Below are 19475 nucleotides of genomic sequence, written 5' to 3'. Positions count from 1 at the left end.
CATCACGACCCCTGGTCGACGGCGACGGGCACGTCGACGCAGCGCTCGGCGCTCGACGCGCCGGATTTTCCGTCGCGGTTCACCGTCACGCTCGCGCAGACCCGGTCGCCGCCCTCGGCCGGTACCGTCACGAGCGCGTCGCGCTGCACCGGAAGGGTCTCGCCGTCGACGGTCACGACATAGGCGTCGGAGCTCTGGAGACCCGGATCGTTCCACGAGAAGGTCACGCCGCCGTCGCCCACCGAACCCTGCACATCGGTGACGACGGGGATCGATCGCGTGCCCTGGATCACGGCGTAGGCGCCGACGCCGACGAGCGCGACGAGAAGCACCGAGACGAGCGAGATGCCCCATGCCAGTCGGCGCGCCGTCGGCGGCGCCGTGCGGCTGCGGCTCGTGCCGGGGTCACCGGGGCGGGAATCGGCGGTGGTGAATGCGCGCTGCGACGACGGGTGCGGTCGGCGCCGGCGGTGCCCCGCGTCGCCCGTGCCGAACCCCCCGCTGATGCGCGTCTGCTCGTCGACGTCGATCGCGGTCGCGAGCGCCCAGTCGTCCATCGCGACCTCGATGGGAGTCTGCACGAGCCCGAGCTCCTCTTCGACCGATTGCAGGTCGCGGATGAACTCGAGTGCGCTCGACTGCCGCGCAGACGGTCGCCGCGACATCGATCGCGCGAGCACCGTCTCGAGGCTCGTGGGAACGTCGACGCGGCCGGTGGGGGCGACCTTCGACTTGTCGATGCGGGCCATCAGAGCACCCGAACCGTTGTCGCCGCCGGTCACCTCGAAGGGGCTTCGGCCGGCGAGCAGGGAGTACACGGTCGCACCGAGCGACCAGACCTCGCTCGCGACGCTGCCCGAGATCTCATCGTGCAGCACTTCGGGCGCCGACCACGGTATCGACAGCCCCACGGCGTCACCCGTCTCGGCCTCGCTCAGGGTCGCCGCGATGCCGAAGTCGGAGAGCACGGGGTGCCCGTACGCGGTCGTGAGGATGTTGGACGGCTTGATGTCGCGGTGCAGCACCCCCTGACGGTGGGCCGTCTCGACGGCGCTCGCGATGCGGACCCCGACCGAGAGCACCTCGGCGATCGGCAGCTGCACCGCGCGGTACCGCTGCCCGAGCGAGGCCGAGCAGTACTCCATGACGAGATACGGGCGGCCGTCGGCGGCGACGCTCGCCTGATACACCGTGAGGATCGACGGGTGCGAGGAGAGCTGGGCCATGAGGTTCGCCTCGGCCTGGAACATCTGCCGCAAGTCGTCGTTGACGACCTCGGCGAGCAGCACCTTCACGGCCACGAGTCGCCGCGGCATGTTCTGTTCGTAGAGGAAGACGTCGGCGAAGCCGCCCGAGCCGAGCACGCGGATGAACGCGAACCCCGGCAGGTTCGGTGGCGTTGACGGCAGCCGACGAGACACGTTCCTCCTGCCTGCTCTGGGTCGGTGCGGCGCTGCCCCGGTGGCCGGCGGCGCCCGGTGCCCATCATTGTATCCGCGGGCGACGGATGCCTCGTGGTGCTTGTCCACAGGGCGCACACCTGCCCCGCGGCATCCCTCAGTCGCGCTCGAGCCCGCCGTCGGCCGCCGCCGGTGCGCCCTCTCGCCTGGACACCGTCAGCACATCGACGACGATCGCCGTGACGTTGTCGCGACCGCCGTTGCCGAGGGCGGCCTCGAGCAGTTGTCTGGCCGCCTTCTCGGCCTTCGGGTTGGCCATGAGGAAGTGACGGATGCCGTACGTGGTGAGTTCTTTCGTGAGGCCGTCCGAGCAGATGAGCAGTCGCATGCCGGGCTCGACGGCGATCGCGCGATAGTCGGGGATCGGGGCCTCGTGGAAGCCGACCGCGCGCGTGATCACGTTCGAATGCGGATGCGTGTCGGCCTCTTCACGCGTGATCTGGCCGGCGTCGACGAGTTCTTGCACGATCGAATGATCGACCGTCAGTTGCTCGAGCACGCCGCCGACCAGTCGGTAGACGCGCGAGTCGCCGATGTTGAAGACGATCCACGCGGGCTCGTCGGAGATCGCGCCGAGCGCGACGCCCGTGACGGTGGTGCCGCTGCCCTCGTCGGTGACGCCGGCGCCGCGACCCATGTCCTGCACGGCGAGTCGCAGCGCCTGATCGACCTCGGGGGTGCCGACGAGCACCTTGCCGCCGTGCTCGGCGAGTCGGGTGACGACGGCGGCGCTCGCGAAATCGCCTGCGGCATGGCCGCCCATGCCGTCGGCGACGGCGAAGATCGGAGCCTGTGCGATGAAGCTGTCTTCGTTGACCTCACGACGCAGCCCGGTGTCGGTGACGGCCGCCCACGCGAGGGTGATCTCGGTGCCGTCGGGCAGCGTCACCCGATGGCGGGCATTGCCATTGCCGATCTGGGTCACCTGTGAGGCCTGCTGTCTGTTCGGGTCATGTGCGGGGAGCGCCCTGAGCGGAGAGGATCTCGATGATCGTATCGTCTCCGAGATCGAGGATGGTGCCGGGAAGCACGACGACGGATTCACCCGAGCGCAGCCGGCGATCGCCCGAGTCAGAGCGCACCATCGTGCCGTTCGTCGAGTGCAGATCGGTGGCGACCAGCCGGCTGCCGACGACTCGCAATTCGAGATGCGTGCCCGAGACGATCGACTCGGGAGAGCTGACGGTGAGGAGTTCGGGTTGCAGGCCGGGAGCGGCGACGCGCGGTCGCAGCGGACGCCGGCCGATCAGCACGGGTGCCGTGACCGTCAGCGGCGACCCGGAACCGACCCGGAACCTCGGCCCGTTGGTCGTCGGCGGCCGAGCGGGCGCGACCGGGGGCGGCGCAGTACGACCCGCCCGCTCGGGCACCGCGAGCACCGTGTCGGCGTCGGGCCAGGGCTCGGGCCGTGCGGCCACGTGCGCCGCGACATCCTCACCGATTGCGACGCCCGGTGCCCCCGCGACCGCCGGCTGGCCGACCGCCGGCTGGCCGACCGCCGGCCGGCCGACCGCCGCCCACTCGACCGCGGAGGCGCGCAGGCTCGCCCGCGGAGGGGCGACCGGCGGGCCTGCTCCGTCGATGCGGCTGAGGGGCGCCGCGGCGTCCGTGATGCGCAGTGCGACCACGTCGTCGAAGTCGGCGAGGTGCCACGGCCGGATGTCACGGGCGTCGAAGCGTCGACTGCCGCCGGGCGAGGCGAGGTCGACGACCGCGTCGCCGCGAACCACCGCGGTGACGCTCGTCACGCCCGCATCGGGCCACCAGACGAGACCGAACGACGACACGGGATCGACGCGACCCGCCGGAACGATGCCGACGAGCGACTCGAGCGAGAGCGCCGCATCGCCCGCCGCATCGGCGAGAGCGCTCAGCACCCGTTCGGGCGCAGGAGCGGCGATCGCCGCAATGAACCGGTCGCCCACGATCACGTCCCACGCAGGCGCGCCGACCACCGCAGCACTCGACACCGCGCCTTCGACCATGCCGAACATTCTGGCACCGCGCGCCGCTGTGCACGAGTGCCCGATCGATCGACGACGGAAATCCCGTTTGCTGTGGATTTCGTCGAATTCTCGCCACTATTCAACGGAATCACTTGCATGCGGCATGCTTCACTGTCACAATCGTGCCATGACGAACAACGGGCGTTCTTCGCAACCCCGACCTGCGCATCTCGACTCGGTCTCGAAGGCGATCATCGAGCAGCTGCAGGTCGACGGGCGACGCTCGTACGCCGATGTCGGCAAGGCCGTCGGCCTGTCCGAGGCCGCGGTGCGCCAACGGGTGCAACGACTCACCGAGTCGGGCGTCATGCAGATCGTCGCCGTGACCGATCCCATGCAGCTCGGCTTCACGACGCAGGCGATGATCGGCATCCGCACGACGGGCGACACGCGCGCGCTCGCCGCACAGCTCGCCGAGATCCCCGAGATCGACTACGTCGTGCTCACCGCCGGCAGTTTCGACGTGATGGCCGAGGTCGTCTGCGAGAACGACGAAGAACTGCTCGAGCTCCTCAACACGCGCATCCGCGTGATCGAGGGTGTGCAGTCGACCGAGACGTTCGTCTACCTGAAGCTTCAGAAGCAGTTCTACAACTGGGGCACCCGCTGACACGCGCGGGTGCTCATCGAGAAAGGGAAGGCCATGACCGACACGGTCACCGTCGACACGACGTATGACAATGCCACGCTGCAGCAGAAGGCGAAAGACCACCTCTGGATGCACTTCTCCCGGCAGTCCACGATGGAGACGTCGGGGGTGCCCATCATCACGCGCGGCCAGGGTCACCACATCTACGACGTGCAGGGGCGTGAGTACTTCGACGGGCTGTCCGGCCTCTTCGTCGTGAACGCCGGCCACGGTCGCGCACGTCTCGCCGAGGTCGCGGCCAAGCAGGCCGAGCAGCTCGCCTTCTTCCCGATCTGGTCGTACGCCCACCCCTCGGCGATCGAGCTCGCCGACCGGCTCGCGGGCTACGCGCCCGGCGACCTCAACCGGGTGTTCTTCTCGACCGGCGGCGGCGAGGCCGTCGAGACCGCCTTCAAGCTCGCCAAGTACTACTGGAAGTTGCAGGGCCGCCCCACCAAGCACAAGGTGATCTCGCGCTCGGTCGCCTACCACGGCACCCCCCAGGGCGCTCTCGCGATCACCGGCATCCCGGGCATGAAAGAGATGTTCGAGCCGGTGACCCCCGGCGGCTTCCGCGTGCCCAACACGAACTTCTACCGTGCAGCAGAGATGGGCGCGCCGTCCGACGATCTCGAGGCGTTCGGCCTCTGGGCCGCGAACCGCATCGAAGAGATGATCCTCTTCGAAGGCCCCGAGACGGTCGCCGCCGTGTTCCTCGAGCCGGTGCAGAACTCGGGCGGCTGCTTCCCGCCGCCCCCCGGCTACTTCAAGCGCGTCCGCGAGATCTGCGACCAGTACGACGTGCTGCTCGTCTCCGACGAGGTCATCTGCGCGTTCGGCCGGCTCGGCCACACGTTCGCGTGCGACGCCTACGGTTACGTGCCCGACATGATCACGTGCGCGAAGGCCATGACCTCGGGCTATTCCCCCATCGGCGCGACGATCGTCTCCGAGAAGATCTACGCACCGTTCGCCGAGGGCAACACGTCGTTCTACCACGGCTACACCTTCGGCGGCCACCCGGTGTCGGCCGCGGTGGCGCTCGAGAACCTCGACATCTTCGAAGAGGAGAGGCTGAACGAACGCGTGCTCGAGAACTCGCCGCTGTTCCGCGCCGAGCTCGAGAAGCTGCTCGACCTGCCGATCGTCGGCGACGTGCGCGGCGACGGCTACTTCTTCGGCATCGAACTCGTGAAAGACAAAGAGACGCGCGAGACCTTCGACGACGACGAGTCCGAGCGGCTGCTCCGCGGCTTCCTCTCGAAGGCGCTCTTCGACGCCGGCCTCTACTGCCGTGCCGACGACCGCGGCGACCCCGTGATCCAGCTGGCGCCGCCGCTCACGATCGGCCCGGTCGAGTTCGCCGAGATCGAGCAGAAGCTGCGCGGCGTGCTGACCGAAGCCTCCGACCGGCTCTGATGGCGGGGCTCGCCCGACGATGACGAATGCCTCACCGGATTCCTCCCGTCGGGTGAGCTTCTGGCTCGACGACCTGGTCGTGCGCGGGCTCGACCACCTCCGCCCGCGCGCCGCCCTCACCGCGAATGCCCGGTTCGACGCAACCGGTCTCGACGGCCACGCACCCGAGGCGATGTTCGACACCTCGTGCGCTCGAGTGCACCCGGCGAAGCGCTCCGCTTCGTCGGCGCCAACATCGGAGTGCTCGGCATGCGCCTCGCCGACGCCGAGGAGCGCTTCACCGGCCGACCCTCGCTGCTCGCCGGCGCGGTCGGCCGTCTCACCGGGCACTGAGGGCACCGCCCGTCACGCACCGCCGAACGCCCAATCGGGCAGCGCGCCGCTGCCGATCAGCACCGCCAACAGGCCCGACATCGAGTGGTCGGGCTCGGCGTCGAGTGCGCGATCGATGAACACCCCCGCAGCCGAGCCTCGGCCGAGCGCCCACGAGAGCCAGGCCGCGATGCAGAGCGCGCCGACCGTGTACGCGGGCGCCGCGTTCGCAATCAACGGGCGCAACAGTGCGAGCGCACGTTCGACCCGGCGCACATCGGGACGAAGCGTCGACTGACCGAGCATGAGTCGCGAGAGCATGTCGCTCACCTCCCCGGTCGTGCCGGCATCGAGTTCTCGCATGACGAGTTCGTCGACGCTCTCGTCGTGCTCGGCCGCTCGATCGGCCGTGGCCACAGCATCGTCGTACGCCGCCTCGCCGATGAGGGCACCGAAGCCGATCTGCAGCATCATGGCGTCGCGCATCGGGGGAATCGAGGCGAGATGCAGAAACCAGGCGAGACGCAACGGCGGATGCACGGCGTCGCGAGCGAGCAACGCCTCGACGAGCGCGACGGGGTCGCCGAGGTCCCCGAGCCGCGTCAACGCCGCCGCCCGCGCGTCCCCGGTCAGCTGCTCGAGTGCCTCGGCGATGCGTTTCGCAGTCACCGGGTCGGTCGCCGGCAGTTCGGCGCTCGCGGTCGGCGACGACCGCACGTCCACGAGTTCCGCGGCGCGATGACGCACCGCGCTCGCTTCGATCAGGGCGAGCGGATGCCCCGTGGCCGGCGTCTCGGGGTCGAGCAGCGACCCCCAGCCGTCGGCGGCCGAGCAGAGCGCGTCTCGCACGAGGAACCCGGCTTCTTCGGCGCGAGCGGTGAGCATGCCGAGCAACGCGCGCTGGGGCATCCCGCGACCGGAGCCGTATCGCGCGTCGGTGTAGACGATCGGCACGACCGCGTCGACGCCGTGCATGCGGCACAGGGTGCCCACGATCGCGGCGACGAGCGGTGCCCGATCGCGCGCCCGGCGCGGCAGGTCGTGTCGAAGCACGCCGGCCGTGCGGTTGCCGCTGAACGCGACGCACACGAGCGACCGTTCGGGGCGGAAGCCGGCGAGCGAGGGAACGAGAGCGAGGAAGTCGTGCGCCGCTTCGGCGCGGATGATGGTCGTCATGCGGCGAGCGTTCCACGCTGAGCACCGCCGTGGACCGCTGACGGCCGACCGGTGTCGGGAAGCGCGAACTCCGCACCTGTGGAGGAGGAGTCGAGCGACTCCTCCTCCACAGGTGCGGGTGACGGCGACATCTCCCCAATGTCTGATTTCCGCGAGCCCGATGTCAGGGGGCGCGATTACGCTCGAATCATGACGAACATGTACCTCACCCGCATCGACAGCCCTATCGGGCGCATCGAGCTCGTCGCCGATGACGAGGCGCTGACGAGCCTGTCCATCGAGAGCGGCGCCGCACTCCCCCACGACGGCGAGCCCGAGCACGACAACGACGTGCTGCGCGCGGCGCGCGAACAACTCGTCGAGTACTTCGACGGCCGACGCCTCGACTTCGACATTCCGGTGCGATTGACCGGCACCCCGTTCCAGCAGGCCGTCTGGGCCGAACTCGAGCGCCTGCACTGGGGCGAGGCCACGTCGTACGGCGCGCTCGCCGCAGCGGTCGGGCGCCCGGGCTCGGCACGCGCGATCGGCGGAGCCGTCGGTGCGAATCCGATCCCGATCATCGTCGGCTGCCACCGTGTGCTCGCCAGCGACGGGCGCATCACCGGCTATTCCGGCGGTGAGGGCATTCCGACCAAGCTCTGGCTGCTCGGCCACGAGCAGATCGGCTTCGCCGCGTGAGCGTGATCCCGCGCCCCGAGATCGTCGTCGGCGACGACGGGCTCGCGCGGTGCGGCTGGGGCGCTGCCGACCCCGAGTACCGCCGGTATCACGACGAGGAGTGGGGCACGCCGCAACACGATCCCGTGCGCCTCTTCGAGAAGGTCTGCCTCGAGGGGTTCCAGGCCGGCCTGTCGTGGATCACGATCCTCCGGCGCCGACCGGCCTTCCGCGAGGTCTTCCACGGTTTCGATGCCGAGCGGGTCGCGGTCATGACCGACGACGACGTCGTGCGACTGCTCGGCGACGAGCGCATCATCCGTCATCGGGGCAAGATCGAGGCGACGATCCAGAACGCCAGGGCCACGCTCGACCTCGACCTGCCGATCGACGAGCTGCTGTGGGGTTTCGCGCCCCCGCCGCGTGCGGTGCCGCCGGCCTCGTTCGCCGAGGTACCGGCGACCACGCCCGAGTCCGTTGCGATGAGTAAAGAGCTGCGTCGGCGCGGGTTCCGTTTCGTCGGTCCGACGACGATGTACGCGCTCATGCAAGCGGCCGGCATGGTCGACGATCACCTCGCGGGGTGCCACCGTTCGACACGCGCCGTCGCCGCCTGAGTCGGTCGCGGCCCGAGTCAGTCGCCGCCCGAGTCGGTCGCGGCCCGAGTCAGTCGCAGCCCGAGTCAGTCGCAGCCTGAGTCGGTCGCAGCCCGAGTCAGGCGACGAGTTCGAGTTCGCGAACGCCTGCCGGTGTCCGCTCGGGGCTGAGTGAGAGCGAGAACCCAGCCCCATGCGCCCACTCGATCAGCTCGCCGAGCGAAGCCGGCTGCGGCCGTGCGGTCAGCACGGCGCGCGTGAAGAGCCCCTTCGCACGCTTGTTGAAGTGGTTCAGGGCTCGCCGTCGACCGTTGCCGTCGACCGAGACCACCCGCACGAAGGCCGCGTCGGCGTGCACGGGCGCGGGTCCGAGCTCGACGTACGCCTCGGAGCGGAGGTCGAGCACCACCCCGGTGTCGGCCTCCAGCACGGCCGCGATCGGCTCGCGCCAGCGCGCCTTCAACCGAACCCCCGGCAGACGCGAGTCGTGCGAAAGCCGATAGGCCGGAATGGGATCCATTGCCCCGAGCGGTCCGAACAGCGCCGAGTGCACGACGACGTGATCGGCTGCGTACGCTCGGGCCTCTGCGTCGAGGGTCGCGGCGTCGAGAGCGTCGAAGAGCACACCCGTGTAGCGATCGATCGCGGGCATCGTCGGCGAGTCGAGCAGGGCGCGGTTGCGCTCGACCTCATGCGCCAGACGAGGGCCGAGCTTCAGCGCCCGCATCATGTGCTCGGGTTCGCGGGCGAGCGCCACCACGGCGGTGGCGGCCTCCGCCCGGATCGGCGTCAATGCGCTGAACGAGAGCGCGCTCAGATCGAGCGCGACATCGGCACCGCCGTCGCGTTTGGTCTCGGACGGCGGAAGCAGGATCCGCACTACGAGCCGATGAAAGCGAGCGCCGCATCGACGTTCGAACCGAGCGACTCGATGCTGTCGATCGTCACCCGAGGCAGCGCCGACGACGGTCCGGTCCAGGCGGCGTACCCCTCGAGGCTCTGCTCCACGGCGCGCCACGTGGTCTCCTCGAGGTGCGGAAGCCCGCGCTCGCGCTTCTCGAGCCGCGAACGGTGCAGCGCCTCGTCGGAACAGACGACCTCGATCACCCGAAGCCGCACATCGGCTCGCTCCGCGAGGTCGCGCCATTGCAGACGAGCCGCCTCACCGGCGTTGACCGCATCGACGATCACCGTGCGACCCGAGTCGAGCTCTTTCTGCGCGATCTCCTCGGCCACGAGGTAGGCCGCGAGACCGGTCGGCTGATCGGCGTCGATGCCCGCCCGCAGGATCGCGGACTCGATCGGGTCGACCGACACGACCGTGGCGCCGAGGCGGGCGCCGATGATCTCGCCGATCGTCGACTTTCCCGCGCCCGGCAACCCGGCCATGACGATGAGCTGGGTGACGCTCAGGTCACCGAACTGGCGTTCGATCGGCTGCTCCCCCTGCATCCGCGCGTCTCCTATACGAGTTCGGCCCGCGATGCCACGAGTTGCACGGCATTGGCCTGCACCGACAGGAAGCCGTCTTCGGCGTTGGCCGTGACCTTCTCGCCGCCGGGCAGGGTGACCCGCACCTCGCCGCCGGCGAGGATCGCGAGCATCGGCTCGTGACCCGGCAGGATGCCGATCTCGCCTTCGACGGTGCGTGCCACCACCATGGTCGCCTCGCCCGACCAGACCTCGCGGTCGGCCGAGACGACACTCACATTGAGGCTGGCCATGCTCAGCCGTTCTCCTTCTGGATCTGAGCCCACTTCTCTTCGACGTCGGAGATGCCGCCGACGTTGAAGAAGGCCTGCTCGGCCACGTGGTCGAACTCGCCCTTGGCGATCGCGTCGAACGACTCGATCGTGTCTTTGAGCGGAACGGTCGAACCCTCGACACCGGTGAACTTCTTCGCCATGTAGGTGTTCTGCGAGAGGAACTGCTCGATGCGGCGCGCACGCGACACCGTGATCTTGTCTTCTTCCGAGAGCTCGTCGACACCGAGGATGGCGATGATCTCCTGCAGTTCCTTGTTCTTCTGGAGGATCTGCTTGACCGTGGTGGCGACGCGGTAGTGGTCTTCGCCCAGGTAACGGGGGTCGAGGATGCGCGAGGTCGAGGTCAGCGGGTCGACGGCCGGGTAGAGGCCCTTCGACGCGATGGCGCGAGAGAGCTCGGTCGTCGCGTCGAGGTGAGCGAAGGTCGTCGCCGGAGCCGGGTCGGTGTAGTCGTCGGCGGGCACGTAGATCGCCTGCAGCGAGGTGATCGAGTGACCGCGCGTCGAGGTGATGCGCTCCTGCAGAACGCCCATCTCGTCGGCGAGGTTCGGCTGGTAGCCCACGGCCGACGGCATGCGGCCGAGCAGCGTCGAGACCTCGGAACCGGCCTGCGTGAAGCGGAAGATGTTGTCGATGAAGAGCAGCACGTCCTGCTTCTGCACATCGCGGAAGTACTCCGCCATGGTCAGGGCCGACAGGGCGACGCGAAGACGCGTTCCCGGCGGCTCGTCCATCTGGCCGAAGACGAGGGCGGTCTTGTCGAAGACGCCCGCCTCCTCCATCTCGTGGATGAGGTCGTTGCCCTCACGGGTGCGCTCGCCGACACCGGCGAACACCGACACACCGCCGTGGTCTTGCGCGACGCGCTGGATCATCTCCTGGATGAGCACGGTCTTGCCGACACCGGCACCGCCGAAGAGGCCGATCTTTCCACCCTGCACGTACGGCGTGAGGAGGTCGATGACCTTGATGCCGGTCTCGAACATGGAGGTCTTGGACTCGAGCTGATCGAAGGCCGGAGCCTTGCGGTGGATCGGCCAGCGCTCGGTGATCTCGATCTGCTCGCCGGGCTCGGCGTTCAGCACCTCGCCGATGACGTTGAAGACCTTGCCCTTGGTGACATCGCCGACGGGAACCGAGATCGACGCGCCGGTGTCGGTGACCTCCTGGCCGCGGACGACACCATCGGTCGGGTTGAGGGCGATCGCACGAACCAGGTCGTCGCCGAGGTGCTGTGCGACCTCGAGCGTCAGCACCGAGGTGACGCCGTCGATCGTGATCTCGGTCTTCAGCGCGTTGTAGATCGGGGGGATCGAGTCGTGCGGGAACTCGATGTCGACGACGGGGCCGGTGACCCGGGCGACGCGGCCGACGGCGCCGGCCACAGGCGCGGCCGCGGCCGCGGCGGTAGCGGTGTCAGTCATGTGTTCTCTCTCTTCGTAAGGGGCTACTTGGCGGACGACAGCGCGTCAGCGCCGCCCACGATCTCGGAAATCTGCTGGGTGATCTCGGACTGGCGGGCATTGTTCGCCAGACGCGTATAGTCGGTGATCAGCTTGTCGGCGTTGTCGGAGGCCGACTTCATCGCCTTCTGCGTCGCCGCGTGCTTGGCCGCCGACGACTGCAGCATCGCGTTGAAGATGCGGCTCTCGATGTAGACGGGAAGGAGGCCGTCGAGCACGGTCTCCGCGTCGGGCTCGAACTCGTACAGCGGGAACACCTCGTGCTTGCCTGCGGGTGCCGCGGGCGCCTCATCGCTCTCGACGACCTCGAGCGGGAGCAGACGGGTGACCACGGGAACCTGCGTGATGCGGCTCACGAAGCGGTTGTAGACGATGTGGATCTCGTCGACGCCACCGTCGCTCACGTGCCGAAGGAAGGCCTCGAGCACCGCGTCGGCGATCTCTTTCGCCGTGTCGAAGTCGGGGTTGTCGGTGCCGCCGATCCAGCTCCGTTCGAAGGAACGGTGCCGGAAGTTGAAGTACCCGACGGACTTGCGCCCGACGAGGAAGTACTCGACCTCTTTGCCCTGGCTCTTCAGAAGCTCGGTGAGCTCTTCGGCCTCGCGAAGCACCTGCGAGTTGAACGCGCCGGCGAGACCGCGATCGGATGTGAAGATCACGATCGCGGCACGGTCGATGCGCTCGGGCTCGGTCGTCAGCACGTGTGCCACGTTCGAGTAGCTCGCGACGGCCGAGACGGCTCGCGTGATGGCGGTCGAATACGGCTCCGACGCCGCAACGCGCGCCTGGGCCTTCTGGATCCGCGAGGCGGAGATGAGCTCCATCGCCCGTGTGATCTTCTTGGTCGTCTGGGCAGACTTGATCTTCTGCCGGTAGACCCGAAGCTGCGCTCCCATGTTTCTCCTGTGTCCTGTCTTCCTGGTGCTGAGGCTCTCGATGCGACCCTGTGAGGTCAGTTCCCGTCGAGAGCCTCAGGGAACCTCGGAATGACTAGCGGCGACCCTTGACGATCTTCTCCTGGACGACCTCTTCTTCAGCGATCGCCTCGAACTGCTCGGAACCGACCGAGGCGAGCGGCTTGCCCTCGCCCGTCTGGAACTCGAGCTTGAACGTGTCGACCGCCGTCGCGAGTTCGGCCGCGGTCTCGTCGGAGAGCACGCTGGTCTCGCGCAGCGAGTTGAGCACCTCGGTGTTGCGCGCGAGGTAGTCGTGCAGCTCCGCTTCGAAGCGGAGGATGTCTTCGACGGGAACCTCGTCGAGCTTGCCGTTGGTGCCGGCCCAGATCGAGACGACCTGCTTCTCGACCGACATCGGCGAGTACTGCGGCTGCTTGAGCAGCTCGGTGAGGCGGGCGCCGCGGGCGAGCTGGCGGCGGCTGGCCGCGTCGAGGTCGGAGGCGAACATCGCGAACGCCTCGAGCGAGCGGTACTGCGCGAGCTCGAGCTTCAGCGTGCCGGAGACCTTCTTGATCGACTTGAGCTGTGCGTCACCGCCGACTCGGGAGACCGAGATGCCGACGTCGACCGCGGGGCGCTGGTTCGAGTTGAACAAATCGGACTGGAGGAAGATCTGGCCATCGGTGATCGAGATCACGTTGGTCGGGATGTACGCCGAGACGTCGTTCGCCTTGGTCTCGATGATGGGCAGGCCCGTCATCGAACCGGCGCCGAGCTCGTCGGACAGCTTCGCGCAACGCTCGAGCAGACGCGAGTGCAGGTAGAAGACGTCACCGGGGTACGCCTCGCGTCCCGGCGGACGACGCAGGAGCAGCGACACGGCGCGGTAGGCCTCGGCCTGCTTCGACAGGTCGTCGAAGATGATGAGCACGTGCTTGGAGTCGTACATCCAGTGCTGGCCGATGGCCGAGCCCGTGTACGGCGCGAGGTACTTGAAGCCGGCCGGGTCGGAGGCGGGAGCGGCGACGATCGTCGTGTACTCCATGGCTCCGGCGTCTTCGAGGGCGCCCTTGACCGAGGCGATCGTCGAGCCCTTCTGGCCGACGGCGACGTAGATGCAGCGAACCTGCTTCGACGGGTCGCCCGACTCCCAGTTGGCCTTCTGGTTGATGATCGTGTCGATCGCGATGGCCGTCTTGCCGGTCTGGCGGTCGCCGATGATGAGCTGGCGCTGGCCGCGGCCGACCGGGATCATCGCGTCGATGGCCTTGATGCCGGTCTGCAGCGGCTCGTGCACCGACTTGCGCTGCATGACGCCGGGCGCCTGCAGCTCGAGTGCACGACGGCCCTCGATGCCGGTGATCTCGCCGAGACCGTCGATCGGGTTGCCGAGCGGGTCGATGACGCGGCCGAGGTAGCCCTCGCCGACGGGCACGGAGAGGACCTCGCCCGTGCGGGTCACCTCCATGCCCTCTTCGATGCCGGTGAACTCTCCGAGCACGACGACGCCGATCTCGTCTTCGTCGAGGTTCTGCGCGAGACCGAGCGTGCCGTCCGCGAAGCGGATGAGCTCGTTCGCCATGACCGAGGGAAGACCTTCGACGTGCGCAATGCCGTCGCCGGCGTCGGTGACGTACCCGACCTCGGTCTTCTCCGCCTGTCCGGGCTCGTACGACGAGACGAACTCCGAGAGAGCCGAACGGATCTCATCGGGGCTGATGGTGAGTTCTGCCATTGTCTTTTCCCTTTTTCTGTACCGGTTGTACAGCTATTGGTGTGTCACGGCGCGGACGCCGGTCGTTTCAACCGGCGTCAGCCGGCAAGCTTCTGCCGCAGCGAGCTGAGGCGCGAGGCGACGCTGCCGTCGATGACGTCGTCGCCGATCTGCACGCGGACCCCGCCGAGCACGGCGGGATCGACGATGGTGTCGAAGCGGACGCGGCGGCCCGCCTGGGCTGCGAGGCCCTGCTCGAGCCGGCCCAGTTGGGCGGCGGTGAGCGGTACGGCACTCGTGACCGTCGCGATGTCGAATCCGCGCTGGTCGGCGACGACGGATGCCCCGTGGCGGAGCAGTTCGCCGATGCGACGACCACGCGGTTGCTGCACGAGGTGCCGCACGATCACGGTCGCCTGCGCCGATGCCTTGCCCTCGAGCAGTCGGTCGACGATCTTCGCCTTGACCGAGCTGTCGCTGAGCTTCGACCCGAGCGCGAGCTCGAGATCTGCGTCTCCTGCGATCGCCCGCTCGAAGGCGAGCAGCTCGGCGTCGAGTTCGACGCCGTCGGCTGCGGAGTCGGCCGCCACGCGGATGCCGAGCTCTTCGATGCCGGCGAGGAAGTCGTCGCCCGACGACCAGCGACGCGACGCAGCACTCACGAGGAGCGAGGCGGCCTCCGCCGGGATGCGCGAGCCGAAGACGGAGCCGACGAGTGCGCGCTTCTGCGCGACGCCGGCCTCGGGGTCGATGAGTGCCGTGCGCAGGTGCGCGGACCCGCCGATGACCCGGCCTGCGGCGAGGAGTGCCTCGGCGACCGGGAGTTCGGCGCGACCGAGCTCCGCAAGTGCGGACCGCGACGCGGCCAGGGCCTCTCTCGTAGCGCTACCCATGGACTACTTCTTCCCTCCGGCGGCGGCCTCTGAGGCCTCCAGGTCGGCGAGGAAGCGGTCGACGACCGCGGTCGCCTTGGCATCGTCGGAGAGCGACTCGCCGATGACGCCCGAGGCGAGGTCGATGGCGAGCGTGCCCACCTCGGAGCGGAGCGAGACGAGGGCCGACTGGCGCTCGGCCTCGATCTGCGCCTGCGCGCTCGCGGTGACGCGAGCGGCCTCTGCCGTCGCGGTGTCTTTCGCCTCTGCGACGATCTTCTTGCCGTCGTCGCGGGCCGTCTCGCGGATGCGACCGGCTTCGGTGCGCGCGTCGGCGAGCTGGGCGGTGTACTCCTCGAGTGCCGCCTCCGCCTTGCGCTGCGCCTCGTCGGCCTTCGCGATGTTGCCCTCGATCGCCTCGCCCCGCTCATCGAGCAGCTTCTGCACGCGCGGCAGCACGTACTTCCAGAAGAAGACGAGGAGGACGACGAAGATGACCGCCGACCAGACGACGTCGTACAACGCCGGGAAGAGGACGGGCGGAGTGCCCTCCCCCTCCTCGGTCGCAGCTCTCAAGACTGCTTGCAGCACAGTTGCCTCCTACGTGGCAGGGGTCAGAAGCCGAAGATGAAGCCCGTGGCGATGCCGACGAAGGCCAGTGCCTCGGTGAAGGCGATGCCGATCCACATCAGCACCTGGAGGCGACCGGCGAGTTCGGGCTGGCGAGCGACGCCTTCGATGGTCTTGCCGACGACGATGCCGACGCCGATGGCCGGGCCGATGGCCGCGAGGCCGTATCCGACGGTCGCGATGCTGCCGGAGATTTCAGCGAGAACGGTGGTTGCGTCCACGTTCGGTTTCCTTTCCTAGGGAATGTTCTGGGCGGATGCCCGGGCTCAGTGCTCCTCCGCCACCGCGAGCTGGATGTAGACCGCGGTGAGGAGCGTGAAGACGTAGGCCTGCAGCACTGCGACGAGGATCTCGAAGAGCGTGAAGGCGAATGCGAAGGCGAGGCTGCCGGCTGCGAGCGCCGTCCACCACCCGCCCGCGGTGAAGAGGAAGAACTGCGTCGCCGAGAAGAAGAGCACGAGCAGCAGGTGGCCGACGATCATGTTCATGAGCAGTCGGAGCGTCAGCGTCACGGGCCGGATGAGGAACGTCGAGATGAACTCGATCGGCGTCACGATGATGTAGACCGGCCACGGCACACCCGACGGGAAGAGCGAGTTCTTGAAGAAGTTCTTGGGGCTCTTCTTGATGCCGGCGTAGATGAACGTGCAGTACGAGATGATCGCGAGCACGAGCGGAACGCCGATGACGGAGGTGCCGGCCAGGTTCAGGCCGGGGATGATGCCCGTCAGGTTCATGAACAGGATCATGAAGAACATCGTCGTGAGGATCGGCAGGAACCGCTTGCCGTCTTTCTTGCCGAGCAGGTCGTCGGCGACGTTCACGCGCACCATATCGAGACCCATCTCGACGAGGCTCTGGAAGCGGCCGGGGACGACCTTCATGCGGCGCGTGCCGAGCCAGAAGATGAGCAGCAGCGCAGCGACCGCGACGAAGCGGACCAGCATGACGCGGTTGATCGCGAAGGGCGTGCCTTCGAACAGGAAGACCTCGGGGAAGAATTCCCAGATCGACGGGGGGTGGAAGCCGCCGTCGTCGGTTGACATCGGAACCAGCAGGCTCAGAGCGTTAACTAGCAGCGCTTTCTCCTGTATCGGGGCGGGGAGCTCGGCTCCTGCGGCGACGAACATGGACCTCGGCGACCCGTGCGCGAGCAGGGTGGAACCGTGGGGGGATCCCCATTACTCTAGCAATACTTCGAGCCGCCGCCGAATCGCCGAGAGGGCCTCACTCTTCGGTGGGGGCCTTCGGCAACTCGACGTCGCTGACGTAGGGCAGGCGCGACTTCACGACGACGATCACGTCGACGACGAGCGAGGCGATGACGCCCGCGACGAGGCTGAAGAAGAGCACCGTGGGGTCGAGCCAGTCGGCGCCGCGCAGCACCACCACGAGCACGATGAAGACGATGAACTTGAGCAGCCAGCCGCCGAGCACGATACCGAAGAACGCCCCGACGAAGAGGTCGCTGCCCGCGAAGCGATTGGCCAGCAGGATGCTCGCCGCCGTGACGCCCATGAAGACGACGGCCATGAGCGTGCCGACGAGACCGCCGAGCAGGCCCGGCATACCCGCCAGCAGGAACCCGAGGGTCGCGCTGACGACGAGGATCACCGCGGCCAGCACACCGCCCCAGACGAGCGCCTTGCGCAGAACGGGGTTCGAGGTCGGGGTGCGGTGGGCTTCAGGACGTGCGTCGTTCATCGTGCTCCAGATTCGGGGTCGGCCGATTCTACCGAGCCGTGCTGAGCACCGGCCGCGGAGCCGCCCTGAGCCTGTCGGAGGGATGCCTCGGCGCCTGCGAGTTCGTCGAGGCCCGCGGCATCCGTCTCGGGAAGTTCGTCGGCGCGACCGGTCTCGTCGACCGCCTCGGCCTCTGCCGCGACGGTCAGCCGCTTGCGGCGACCGAGCGGGGCGAGCGTGATGGCCGCGCAGATGACGAAGCCGATGAAGAGCGCGAGGAGCGCCCAGAGCGACGAGATCTTGAAGTACACCGGGAAGACGTAGGTGAGGAGGCATCCGACCGAGGCGACCGCCGTCCAGCCGTAGAGGATCAGCACCGCGTGCAGGTGGGAGTGGCCCATGTCGAGCAGCCGGTGGTGCAGGTGCTTGCGGTCGGCCGAGAACGGCGACTTGCCCGCGCGAAGGCGCCGCATGACCGCGAGACCGAAGTCGAGCAGCGGGATCACGAGCACCGCGAAGGGCAGCAGGATCGGGATGAACGCCGCGACGAACTGGTTGAGACCGACGCCGGTCGGGTTGAGCTGGCCCGTGACCGCGACCGCGGAGGTGGCCATGAGGAGCCCGATGAGGAGCGCGCCGGCGTCGCCCATGAAGAGCTTGGCCGGGTGCCAGTTGAGCGGCAGGAACCCGGCGCACGCGCCGACCAGGATGATCGCCACGAGCGAGGCGAGGTTGAAGTAGTTCGTCGGCGAGGTCTGCTGCACGAGCAGGTAGGAGTAGAGGAAGAACACGCCGTTCGCGATGAGGGCGACGCCCGCGACGAGCCCGTCGAGCCCGTCGATGAAGTTCACCGCGTTCATCACGAGCACGATCACGAAGACCGTGATGATCGCGAACATCCACGACGAGCCGACCGTGATGCCGCCGATCGGCAGCGACACGATCGAGACGCCCTGCCAGGTGATGAGGCCGGCGGCGAGGAACTGCGCGGCGAGCTTCGTCGTCCAGTCGAGGTCCCAGATGTCGTCGGCGACGCCGACGATCACGATGAGGAGCGCGGCACCGAGGATCGCGAGGATCTGGCCCGGATTCTGGAACACGATCGCGATGTTCGAGAACCGCGACGAACCGAGCGTGGAGACGAACGCCGCGGCGCCGAAGGCGATCAGGATGCCGACGAACATCGCGACCCCGCCGAGGCGCGGCGTCGGTCGCGTGTGCACGTCTCGCTCGCGGATCTTCGGGTAGAGCTTGTACTTCAGGCTCAGCTTCCAGACGAGGATCGATCCGCCGAAGGTGACGAGGGCCGTCAGCAGCGCGATGGCCAGGAAGAGGGTCATGAGTCGGCAGCGTCCCCGTCGTCGGCGGAGGTCGCGGCCACTGCGTCGACGGCGGATGCCTCGGCCCCCGCTTCGTCGACCGCCGGCGTTGCGGCGGGCTCGAGGAGCTCCTCCCCCACGACCGCTGCGATGCGCTCGCGCGAGATGACGCCGGCGCGCACGATGCGAAGCAGCCCGCCGTCGCGTGCGAGCGCCGTCGCGTCGACGATCGTCGACGAGGTGTCGCCCGCCCGCTCGCCGACCGCCTCGTACGAGGCGCCTGCCGGGCCGCCGTCGAGGTAGACCGTCACCGAGTCGCCGAGCATCTGCTCGGCCTCGGCCGCGGTGACCGCCGACGGCATGCCGGAGCGGTTCGCCGACGAGACCGCGAGCGGCCCCGTCTCGGCGAGCAGTTCGAGGGCGATCGGGTTGGCCGGCATGCGCAGGGCGACGGTGCCGCGCGTGTCGCCGAGATCCCACTGCAGCGAGGGCTGGGCGTGCAGGATCACCGTGAGGCCGCCGGGCCAGAACTCGCCGACGAGCTGCCTGACCGCGGGCGGCACCTCGCTCGCGAGGGCGTCGAGCGTGGGGATGCCGGGGATGAGCACGGGCGGCGGTGAGCTGCGGTCGCGCCCCTTCGCGTCGAGGAGTGCGGAGACCGCCTTCGGCTCGAACGCGTTCGCGGCGACACCGTAGACCGTGTCGGTGGGGATGACGACGAGCTCTCCGCGCCCGATGGCGCTTCGGGCGAGGCGCATGCCGGTGAGGAGCTCTGAGTCGACCGAACAGTCGTAGATGGCAGTCATGACCTGCCGATTCTAGACCAGCAGGCTCGTGCGGAACGGCGAGGGGCGACGGATGCCGCGGCGCAGGCG

General features: G+C 68.6%; 22 protein-coding genes. 5 read left to right on the top strand and 17 right to left on the bottom strand.

Translation table 11 applies throughout. From position 1 onward, the window contains the following. Positions 1–2: 2 nt before the first annotated feature. The 3 genes from ACWGST_RS12860 to ACWGST_RS12850 form a co-directional block, all read right to left on the bottom strand. The gene (locus tag ACWGST_RS12860) at positions 3–1421 is read right to left on the bottom strand and encodes a serine/threonine-protein kinase (RefSeq protein ID WP_452047060.1); all 1419 of its coding nucleotides are present in this window, start codon (positions 1419–1421) and stop codon (positions 3–5) included. 136 nt (positions 1422–1557) lie between these two features. Beyond that, entirely contained in the window at positions 1558–2385 is an 828-nt protein-coding gene (locus tag ACWGST_RS12855; protein WP_452047059.1) for a PP2C family protein-serine/threonine phosphatase, read from the bottom strand. A 25-nt stretch (positions 2386–2410) separates the two neighbouring features. Then, positions 2411–3445, bottom strand: a complete 1035-nt coding sequence (locus ACWGST_RS12850; protein ID WP_452047058.1) for an FHA domain-containing protein — start codon at positions 3443–3445, stop codon at positions 2411–2413. Between the two features lie 148 nt (positions 3446–3593). On the opposite strand from ACWGST_RS12850, the gene ACWGST_RS12845 reads away from it, so the two are divergent. The 3 genes from ACWGST_RS12845 to ACWGST_RS12835 all read left to right on the top strand — a co-directional run bounded on the left by ACWGST_RS12845 (position 3594) and on the right by ACWGST_RS12835 (position 5846). Next, positions 3594–4076 carry an Lrp/AsnC family transcriptional regulator gene (locus tag ACWGST_RS12845; RefSeq protein WP_452047057.1) on the top strand — a complete coding sequence of 161 codons (483 nt, stop codon included), beginning with the start codon at positions 3594–3596 and terminating at the stop codon, positions 4074–4076. 33 nt (positions 4077–4109) lie between these two features. Next, positions 4110–5513, top strand: coding sequence for an aspartate aminotransferase family protein (locus ACWGST_RS12840; protein WP_452047056.1), 1404 nt, complete (start codon positions 4110–4112; stop codon positions 5511–5513). Between the two features lie 186 nt (positions 5514–5699). After that, positions 5700–5846: a hypothetical protein gene (locus tag ACWGST_RS12835; protein WP_452047055.1), complete on the top strand. Its 147-nt coding sequence runs from the start codon at positions 5700–5702 to the stop codon at positions 5844–5846. Positions 5847–5858: 12 nt separating this feature from the next. Here the strand turns inward: ACWGST_RS12835 and ACWGST_RS12830 are convergent, their stop codons facing one another. Then, the gene (locus ACWGST_RS12830; RefSeq protein WP_452047054.1) at positions 5859–7001 is read right to left on the bottom strand and encodes a DUF4192 family protein; all 1143 of its coding nucleotides are present in this window, start codon (positions 6999–7001) and stop codon (positions 5859–5861) included. Between the two features lie 189 nt (positions 7002–7190). Between ACWGST_RS12830 and ACWGST_RS12825 the strand changes: the two genes are divergently transcribed. Beyond that, positions 7191–7682: a methylated-DNA--[protein]-cysteine S-methyltransferase gene (locus ACWGST_RS12825; protein WP_452047053.1), complete on the top strand. Its 492-nt coding sequence runs from the start codon at positions 7191–7193 to the stop codon at positions 7680–7682. Positions 7683–7687: 5 nt separating this feature from the next. Next, positions 7688–8278 (top strand): DNA-3-methyladenine glycosylase I, encoded by a 591-nt coding sequence (locus ACWGST_RS12820; protein ID WP_452047067.1) that lies wholly within the window; start codon positions 7688–7690, stop codon positions 8276–8278. A gap of 97 nt (positions 8279–8375) precedes the next feature. On the opposite strand, the gene ACWGST_RS12815 is transcribed toward ACWGST_RS12820, so the two are convergent. The 13 genes from ACWGST_RS12815 to ACWGST_RS12755 all read right to left on the bottom strand — a co-directional run bounded on the left by ACWGST_RS12815 (position 8376) and on the right by ACWGST_RS12755 (position 19406). Continuing rightward, the gene (locus tag ACWGST_RS12815; RefSeq protein ID WP_452047052.1) at positions 8376–9137 is read right to left on the bottom strand and encodes a YaaA family protein; all 762 of its coding nucleotides are present in this window, start codon (positions 9135–9137) and stop codon (positions 8376–8378) included. After that, on the bottom strand, positions 9137–9709 hold the full coding sequence (locus ACWGST_RS12810; protein WP_452047051.1) for an AAA family ATPase: 573 nt from the start codon (positions 9707–9709) through the stop codon (positions 9137–9139). Before ACWGST_RS12810 ends, ACWGST_RS12815 begins: the two co-directional genes overlap by 1 nt. 11 nt (positions 9710–9720) lie before the next feature. After that, a complete protein-coding gene (locus tag ACWGST_RS12805) occupies positions 9721–9981 on the bottom strand; it encodes a F0F1 ATP synthase subunit epsilon (RefSeq protein WP_452047050.1) in 261 nt (86 codons plus the stop codon). 2 nt (positions 9982–9983) lie between these two features. Further along, positions 9984–11447: a F0F1 ATP synthase subunit beta gene (gene atpD, locus ACWGST_RS12800; RefSeq protein ID WP_452047049.1), complete on the bottom strand. Its 1464-nt coding sequence runs from the start codon at positions 11445–11447 to the stop codon at positions 9984–9986. A gap of 23 nt (positions 11448–11470) precedes the next feature. Beyond that, the gene (locus ACWGST_RS12795; RefSeq protein WP_452047048.1) at positions 11471–12382 is read right to left on the bottom strand and encodes a F0F1 ATP synthase subunit gamma; all 912 of its coding nucleotides are present in this window, start codon (positions 12380–12382) and stop codon (positions 11471–11473) included. A 94-nt stretch (positions 12383–12476) separates the two neighbouring features. Next, entirely contained in the window at positions 12477–14117 is a 1641-nt protein-coding gene (gene atpA / locus ACWGST_RS12790) for a F0F1 ATP synthase subunit alpha (protein ID WP_452047047.1), read from the bottom strand. Positions 14118–14194: 77 nt separating this feature from the next. Further along, positions 14195–14989 (bottom strand): F0F1 ATP synthase subunit delta, encoded by a 795-nt coding sequence (locus ACWGST_RS12785; protein ID WP_452047046.1) that lies wholly within the window; start codon positions 14987–14989, stop codon positions 14195–14197. Between the two features lie 3 nt (positions 14990–14992). Further along, positions 14993–15559 (bottom strand): F0F1 ATP synthase subunit B, encoded by a 567-nt coding sequence (locus ACWGST_RS12780; RefSeq protein ID WP_452047045.1) that lies wholly within the window; start codon positions 15557–15559, stop codon positions 14993–14995. A 23-nt stretch (positions 15560–15582) separates the two neighbouring features. Next, positions 15583–15819, bottom strand: a complete 237-nt coding sequence (gene atpE / locus ACWGST_RS12775) for an ATP synthase F0 subunit C (RefSeq protein WP_067947113.1) — start codon at positions 15817–15819, stop codon at positions 15583–15585. Between the two features lie 45 nt (positions 15820–15864). Beyond that, complete coding sequence (atpB, locus tag ACWGST_RS12770; RefSeq protein WP_452047044.1) at positions 15865–16644, bottom strand: F0F1 ATP synthase subunit A; 780 nt, start codon at positions 16642–16644, stop codon at positions 15865–15867. A gap of 181 nt (positions 16645–16825) precedes the next feature. Continuing rightward, positions 16826–17302 (bottom strand): hypothetical protein, encoded by a 477-nt coding sequence (locus tag ACWGST_RS12765; RefSeq protein ID WP_452047043.1) that lies wholly within the window; start codon positions 17300–17302, stop codon positions 16826–16828. Further along, a complete protein-coding gene (locus tag ACWGST_RS12760) occupies positions 17299–18621 on the bottom strand; it encodes an MraY family glycosyltransferase (protein WP_452047042.1) in 1323 nt (440 codons plus the stop codon). Before ACWGST_RS12760 ends, ACWGST_RS12765 begins: the two co-directional genes overlap by 4 nt. After that, positions 18618–19406, bottom strand: a complete 789-nt coding sequence (locus ACWGST_RS12755) for an L-threonylcarbamoyladenylate synthase (RefSeq protein ID WP_452047041.1) — start codon at positions 19404–19406, stop codon at positions 18618–18620. Before ACWGST_RS12755 ends, ACWGST_RS12760 begins: the two co-directional genes overlap by 4 nt. Positions 19407–19475: the final 69 nt, after the last annotated feature.

The organism is Agromyces sp. NPDC055520, from assembly GCF_053619715.1.
The sequence above is the reverse complement of the archived record's forward strand: the minus strand, read 5'-3'. Positions and strand labels throughout refer to the sequence as shown.

Coding starts and splice junctions, on each gene's coding strand:
- ACWGST_RS12850 (WP_452047058.1), bottom strand. CDS start 3,445: ATGGTCGAAGGCGCGGTGTCGAGTGCTGCGGTGGTCGGCGCGCCTGCG.
- ACWGST_RS12845 (WP_452047057.1), top strand. CDS start 3,594: ATGACGAACAACGGGCGTTCTTCGCAACCCCGACCTGCGCATCTCGAC.
- ACWGST_RS12840 (WP_452047056.1), top strand. CDS start 4,110: ATGACCGACACGGTCACCGTCGACACGACGTATGACAATGCCACGCTG.
- ACWGST_RS12830 (WP_452047054.1), bottom strand. CDS start 7,001: ATGACGACCATCATCCGCGCCGAAGCGGCGCACGACTTCCTCGCTCTC.
- ACWGST_RS12825 (WP_452047053.1), top strand. CDS start 7,191: ATGACGAACATGTACCTCACCCGCATCGACAGCCCTATCGGGCGCATC.
- ACWGST_RS12810 (WP_452047051.1), bottom strand. CDS start 9,709: ATGCAGGGGGAGCAGCCGATCGAACGCCAGTTCGGTGACCTGAGCGTC.
- ACWGST_RS12805 (WP_452047050.1), bottom strand. CDS start 9,981: ATGGCCAGCCTCAATGTGAGTGTCGTCTCGGCCGACCGCGAGGTCTGG.
- atpD (WP_452047049.1), bottom strand. CDS start 11,447: ATGACTGACACCGCTACCGCCGCGGCCGCGGCCGCGCCTGTGGCCGGC.
- ACWGST_RS12795 (WP_452047048.1), bottom strand. CDS start 12,382: ATGGGAGCGCAGCTTCGGGTCTACCGGCAGAAGATCAAGTCTGCCCAG.
- atpA (WP_452047047.1), bottom strand. CDS start 14,117: ATGGCAGAACTCACCATCAGCCCCGATGAGATCCGTTCGGCTCTCTCG.
- ACWGST_RS12785 (WP_452047046.1), bottom strand. CDS start 14,989: ATGGGTAGCGCTACGAGAGAGGCCCTGGCCGCGTCGCGGTCCGCACTT.
- atpB (WP_452047044.1), bottom strand. CDS start 16,644: ATGTCAACCGACGACGGCGGCTTCCACCCCCCGTCGATCTGGGAATTC.
- ACWGST_RS12765 (WP_452047043.1), bottom strand. CDS start 17,302: ATGAACGACGCACGTCCTGAAGCCCACCGCACCCCGACCTCGAACCCC.
- ACWGST_RS12760 (WP_452047042.1), bottom strand. CDS start 18,621: ATGACCCTCTTCCTGGCCATCGCGCTGCTGACGGCCCTCGTCACCTTC.
- ACWGST_RS12755 (WP_452047041.1), bottom strand. CDS start 19,406: ATGACTGCCATCTACGACTGTTCGGTCGACTCAGAGCTCCTCACCGGC.